General features: G+C 73.9%; 4 protein-coding genes. 2 read left to right on the top strand and 2 right to left on the bottom strand.

What is annotated here, in order from left to right:
• A partial coding sequence (locus BZY54_RS45490) for an APC family permease (RefSeq protein ID WP_086731217.1) occupies positions 1–1,913 on the bottom strand: 1,913 nt, incomplete at its 3' end.
• Positions 1,914–2,093: 180 nt separating this feature from the next.
• On the opposite strand from BZY54_RS45490, the gene BZY54_RS45485 reads away from it, so the two are divergent.
• Together BZY54_RS45485 and BZY54_RS45480 are read left to right on the top strand one after the other, a co-directional pair.
• Complete coding sequence (locus tag BZY54_RS45485; protein ID WP_086731216.1) at positions 2,094–2,786, top strand: DUF6445 family protein; 693 nt, start codon at positions 2,094–2,096, stop codon at positions 2,784–2,786.
• 96 nt (positions 2,787–2,882) lie between these two features.
• Positions 2,883–3,815, top strand: coding sequence for an NAD(P)-dependent oxidoreductase (locus BZY54_RS45480; RefSeq protein ID WP_425276388.1), 933 nt, complete (start codon positions 2,883–2,885; stop codon positions 3,813–3,815).
• Positions 3,816–3,850: 35 nt separating this feature from the next.
• Here the strand turns inward: BZY54_RS45480 and BZY54_RS45475 are convergent.
• Positions 3,851–4,514, bottom strand: a 664-nt coding sequence (locus BZY54_RS45475; RefSeq protein WP_158104019.1) for a hypothetical protein, incomplete at its 5' end; no start/stop codon positions are given.

Below are 4,514 nucleotides of genomic sequence, written 5' to 3'. Positions count from 1 at the left end.
ACGCCCGGCGTGAACAGCAGCCTGCTCTTGAGCCAGAGGGCGGACTGGTTGTGCAGCAGGTTCTCCCACCAGTGCCCGACGACGTACTCGGGGATGAAGACGGCCACCAGGTCGCGCGGGCTGTCCTTGCGCATCGAACGCACGTACTCCACGACCGGGCGGGCCACCTCCCGGTACGGCGAGTCGAGGACCTTCAGCGGCACGTCGATGCCGTGCTCCTCCCACTGCCGGGCCAGTTCGGCCGCCTCCGCGCGGTCCACCGCGACCGTCAGCACCTCCAGCTGGTCGGGATGGAAGGCGCGGGCGTAGGCGAGCGCGCGCAGGGTCGGCTTGTGCAGCCGGGACACCAGGACGAGCGCCAGCACCCGCGAGGGCGGCACCAGTTGCTCCTGCGGGTCGGTCACGGCGAGCTCCGCCGAGGTGGTGTCGTAGTGGCGGCGGACGCCGCGCATGGTCACCCACAGCACGATTGCCGCGAGCACCGCCAGCCAGGCGCCCTGGGTGAACTTGGTGGCCAGCACGATCACCAGCACCAGCCCGGTCACGCAGGCCCCGAGCGCGTTCACCGCACGCGCCGTCCGGTACCGCTGCCGCGCCTCGGGCCCGCCGCCCGGGCCCGACCCGGCGCGCAGCTCACGGTTCCAGTGCCGCACCATGCCCAGCTGGGAGAGCGTGAAGGAGGTGAAGACGCCCAGGATGTAGAGGTGGATCAGGCTGGTCACGCTCGCCCGGTAGCCCCACAGCAGCAGTCCGGCGACGATCGCGAGCGCCAGGATGCCGTTGGAGAAGGCGAGCCGGTCGCCGCGGTTGTGCAGCTGTCGGGGCAGGAAGCGGTGCAGGGCGAGGATCGAGGCCAGCAGCGGGAAGCCGTTGAAGGCGGTGTTCGCGGCGAGGATCAGCACCAGAGCGGTCGCTCCCTGGACGACGTAGAAGCCGACGCTGTGCTCGCCACCGAAGACGGCCGCCGAGAGCTGGGCGATCACGGTCCGCTGGGGGTAGCCGCGGCAGTCACCGGGCAGGCCGGTCAGCCGGCAGGGGTCGGCGGTGATGTGCACGCGCGCCAGCAGGGAGAGCGCGGTCACCCCGGCGAACATGGCGATCGCGGTGAGCCCCATGGCCGCCAGCGTGGCCGCCGCGTTCTGCGACTTCGGCCGGCGGAAGGCCGGTACGCCGTTGGAGATGGCCTCCACCCCGGTCAGCGCCGTACAGCCGGAGGAGAAGGCGCGCAGCACCAGCATCAGCAGCGCGAACCCGGTGAGCCCGGCCTCGCCGGGGGCGGGCGTCACCCCGTAGCGGGCGGTCTGGGCCACCGGGGTGTCGCCGAGTGCCCAGCGGACCAGCCCGGTGGCCACCATGATCAGCACCGCGCCGACGAACAGGTAGGTCGGTGCGGCGAAGGCCCGCCCCGACTCGCGTACGCCCCGCAGGTTCATGGCGGTCAGCAGCGTGACGAAGCCAAGCGCCAGCAGCACCCGGTGGCCGGCGAGCGAGGGCAGCGCGGAGATGATGTTGTCGACGCCGGAGGCGACCGAGACGGCCACGGTCATGACGTAGTCGACGAGGAGGGAGGCGGCGACGACCAGGCCCGCCGAGGGGCCGAGGTTCGTCGACACCACCTCGTAGGAGCCGCCGCCGCTCGGATAGGCGTGCACGACCTGCCGGTACGACAGCACCACCACCGCGAGCAGCGCCACCACGGCCGCCGCGACCCACGGGGCGAACCGCAGATAGGCGAGGCCGCCCAGGGTGAGGACGAGCAGGATCTCCTGGGTCGCGTACGCCACCGAGGACAGCGGGTCGGAGGCGAAGATCGGCAGGGCCAGCCGTTTCGGCAGCAACGTCTCCTGCAGTTCCTCGCTGCGCATGGCCCGGCCGATGACCAGCCGCTTCAGGAATCCGGGCACGTTGAGCACGCGGCGAGCGTATGCCGGTGTGGCGGGGCGGCCGGGGAGGCGCGGACGGGCGCGGCGGGGCACGGGCCGCGGCCCTGTTTCGGCCCGGGCGCGCAACGGCGTTGTGCGGCACCAAGGTTGACGGAATGTTGACCGGTGCGTGGGAGAGCCCTGGGGAACGCCCGCCCTACATTCGGCCGCATGCCCCCACAGCCCCCCGTGCCCCGCCGGGCGCCCGCCGCGCTTCCCGTCCTGCCCTACCGCAAGCCGACCAAGGGCCGCGACTACTGGGTGATCGACGACGTGCTGCCCGACGCGGAGGCCGTACGGGAGCGGTGCCTGGCCGAGGACGACTGGGTCAAGGGATATCCGTACACCTCGGAGACCTGGCCGGGACTGCGGACCATGCCGGGCCTGGAGCCGCCGGAACTGGCGCGCGTGGAGCGGCTGGTGAAGAAGGCGACCGGGGCCGCGGAACTGTGGGTGCAGCAGGTGCCCGGCGGCGGCACCCTCAACCACAACTGCGTGCAGGTCGTCGGCGAGGGCGAGAGCGAGCCCCGCCCGCACACCGATTCACGGGCGCTGTGCCGGTACGCGGCCGTGCTCTACCTCAACCCGTCCGTCCCCAAGGACTGCGGCACTAGTTTCTACCGCCAGTCACTGCCCGGCGGCAGGCTCGGCGGCAACGTCGTGCAGGCCCCGCACACCAACCTCGTGGAGGCCCTCGGTACGCGGTTCGTCGCGCCGGACGCCTTCGAGGAGGACGTACGCGTCCCGCACAAGGCCAACCGGCTGCTGCTGTACCACGCCAACCTGGTGCACAGCGCGACCGGCTACACCGGCCGGACGCTGGAGGAGAAGCGGATGACGGCGGTCTTCTTCTGGATGGCCTGACGGCGGTCCCCCGGAGGGTCCGACGGCGGGTCCTTCCGGGGGTGACGGTGCCGGTCGCTCCCCCGGCGGGCGCGGTGATCGCGCGATACTCGCCGTATGGATCACGAAAGGGACGACATGACCGAGAGCACCCTGCGTACCGTGGGCGTCCTGGGCACGGGGATCATGGGCTCCGCGATGGCCCGCAACCTCGTGCGCGCCGGACACACCGTCCGGGTCTGGAACCGCACCCGCGCCAAGGCCGAGCCGCTGGCCGCCGACGGAGCGCAGGTCGTCGGCACCCCGGTCGAGGCGGTGCGCGACGCCGATGTGGTCCTGACCATGCTGTACGACGGCGGCACGGTGCGGGAGGTGATGCGCGAGGCCGCCCCCGCGGCGCGCCCGGGCGCCGCCTGGGTGCAGTCGACCACGGCCGGTCTGGAGGCGGTCGGCGAACTGGCCGCCCTGGCCCGCGAGCACGGCCTGCTCTTCTACGACGCCCCGGTGCTGGGCACCAAGCAGCCCGCGGAGGCGGGGCAGCTGACGGTGCTGGCGGCCGGGCCGGCCGAGGGCCGGGACGCGGTGGCGCCGGTGTTCGACGCGGTCGGCGCCCGTACGGTGTGGACCGGGGAGGACTCGGCGGCGGCGACCGCGACCCGGCTGAAACTCGTGGCCAACAGCTGGGTCATCGCGGCCACCGCCGCGACCGGCGAGGCGCTGTCCCTGGCCAAGGCCCTCGGCGTGGACCCGCAGGGCTTCTTCGACCTCATCGCCGGCGGCCCGCTCGACATGGGCTATCTGCACGCCAAGGCGGGCCTCATCCTCGACGGGCGGCTCACGCCGCCGAGTTTCGCCGTGACGACGGCGGAGAAGGACGCCCGCCTGATCGTCGAGGCGGGCGAGCGGCACGGCGTCCGGCTCGACGTGGCCGCCGCGAGCGCCGAACGCTTCGCCCGCGCCGCCGCCCAGGGCCACGCCGACGAGGACATGGCGGCGGCCTACTTCGCCAGCTTCGACGACAAGGCCGCCGAAAGGTCGGACAGGCCCTGATCAACCGGGCCCTGATCACCGCGGGCCGGTGGCCGTCAGCCCAGGCAGACCACGAGCAGGCAGAGCTGCGGCGACGACGGCGTCGAGGGTGAGGACTGCGAGGGGGGCGTGGTCGTGGGGGTGGTCTGTGTGGTTCCGGAGGCGGAGCCGCCCGAGGTGGAGGGCTGCGACGTGTACTGCGTCGCCGTGGCCGGGGAACTGTCGCCGCCGGATCCGCCCGAGGAGGTGGCGGAACGTCCCGAGCCCGCCGACCGTGGGGCCGGAGCGGCCGGTTGCGTCGCCGTCGGAGCCTGCGCGGCCACCGTGTGCGGGGCGGCGGAGTAGGGGTGGAGGCTCTGCGACGTCGCGGTGTCGCGGGGCGAGGCGGCGGTGGTGGAGCGCTGGTGCGCCGGCCCGGTCACGGACGGCTGTGCGGGGGAGGCGGGCCGGGCGTGCCGGGCCCCGGCGGCCTCGGACGCCGGGGTCGCCGGACGGGCGTGCCGGGCGGGCTGCCGGCCCACGGAGTCCGTGTGCGGGGCGCCCGGCGCCGCGGGTGCCGCCTGGGCGGGCTGGGTGGTGTGCCGGTTCAGCGAGGCGACGGTCAGGCCGCCGCCGACCAGTGCCACGGCGGTCGCGACCAGGGCGCGGCGCTGGGTCTTCTTCCAGCGGGCCAGCTGCCGGCGCCGTGCCGCCCGTCCCGTCCGCGCCGGATCGGGCGGC

It is taken from the genome of Streptomyces carpinensis (assembly GCF_002154505.1).
Classification (GTDB): domain Bacteria; phylum Actinomycetota; class Actinomycetes; order Streptomycetales; family Streptomycetaceae; genus Streptomyces; species Streptomyces carpinensis.
This window is presented reverse-complemented; position numbering and strand designations above follow the sequence as displayed.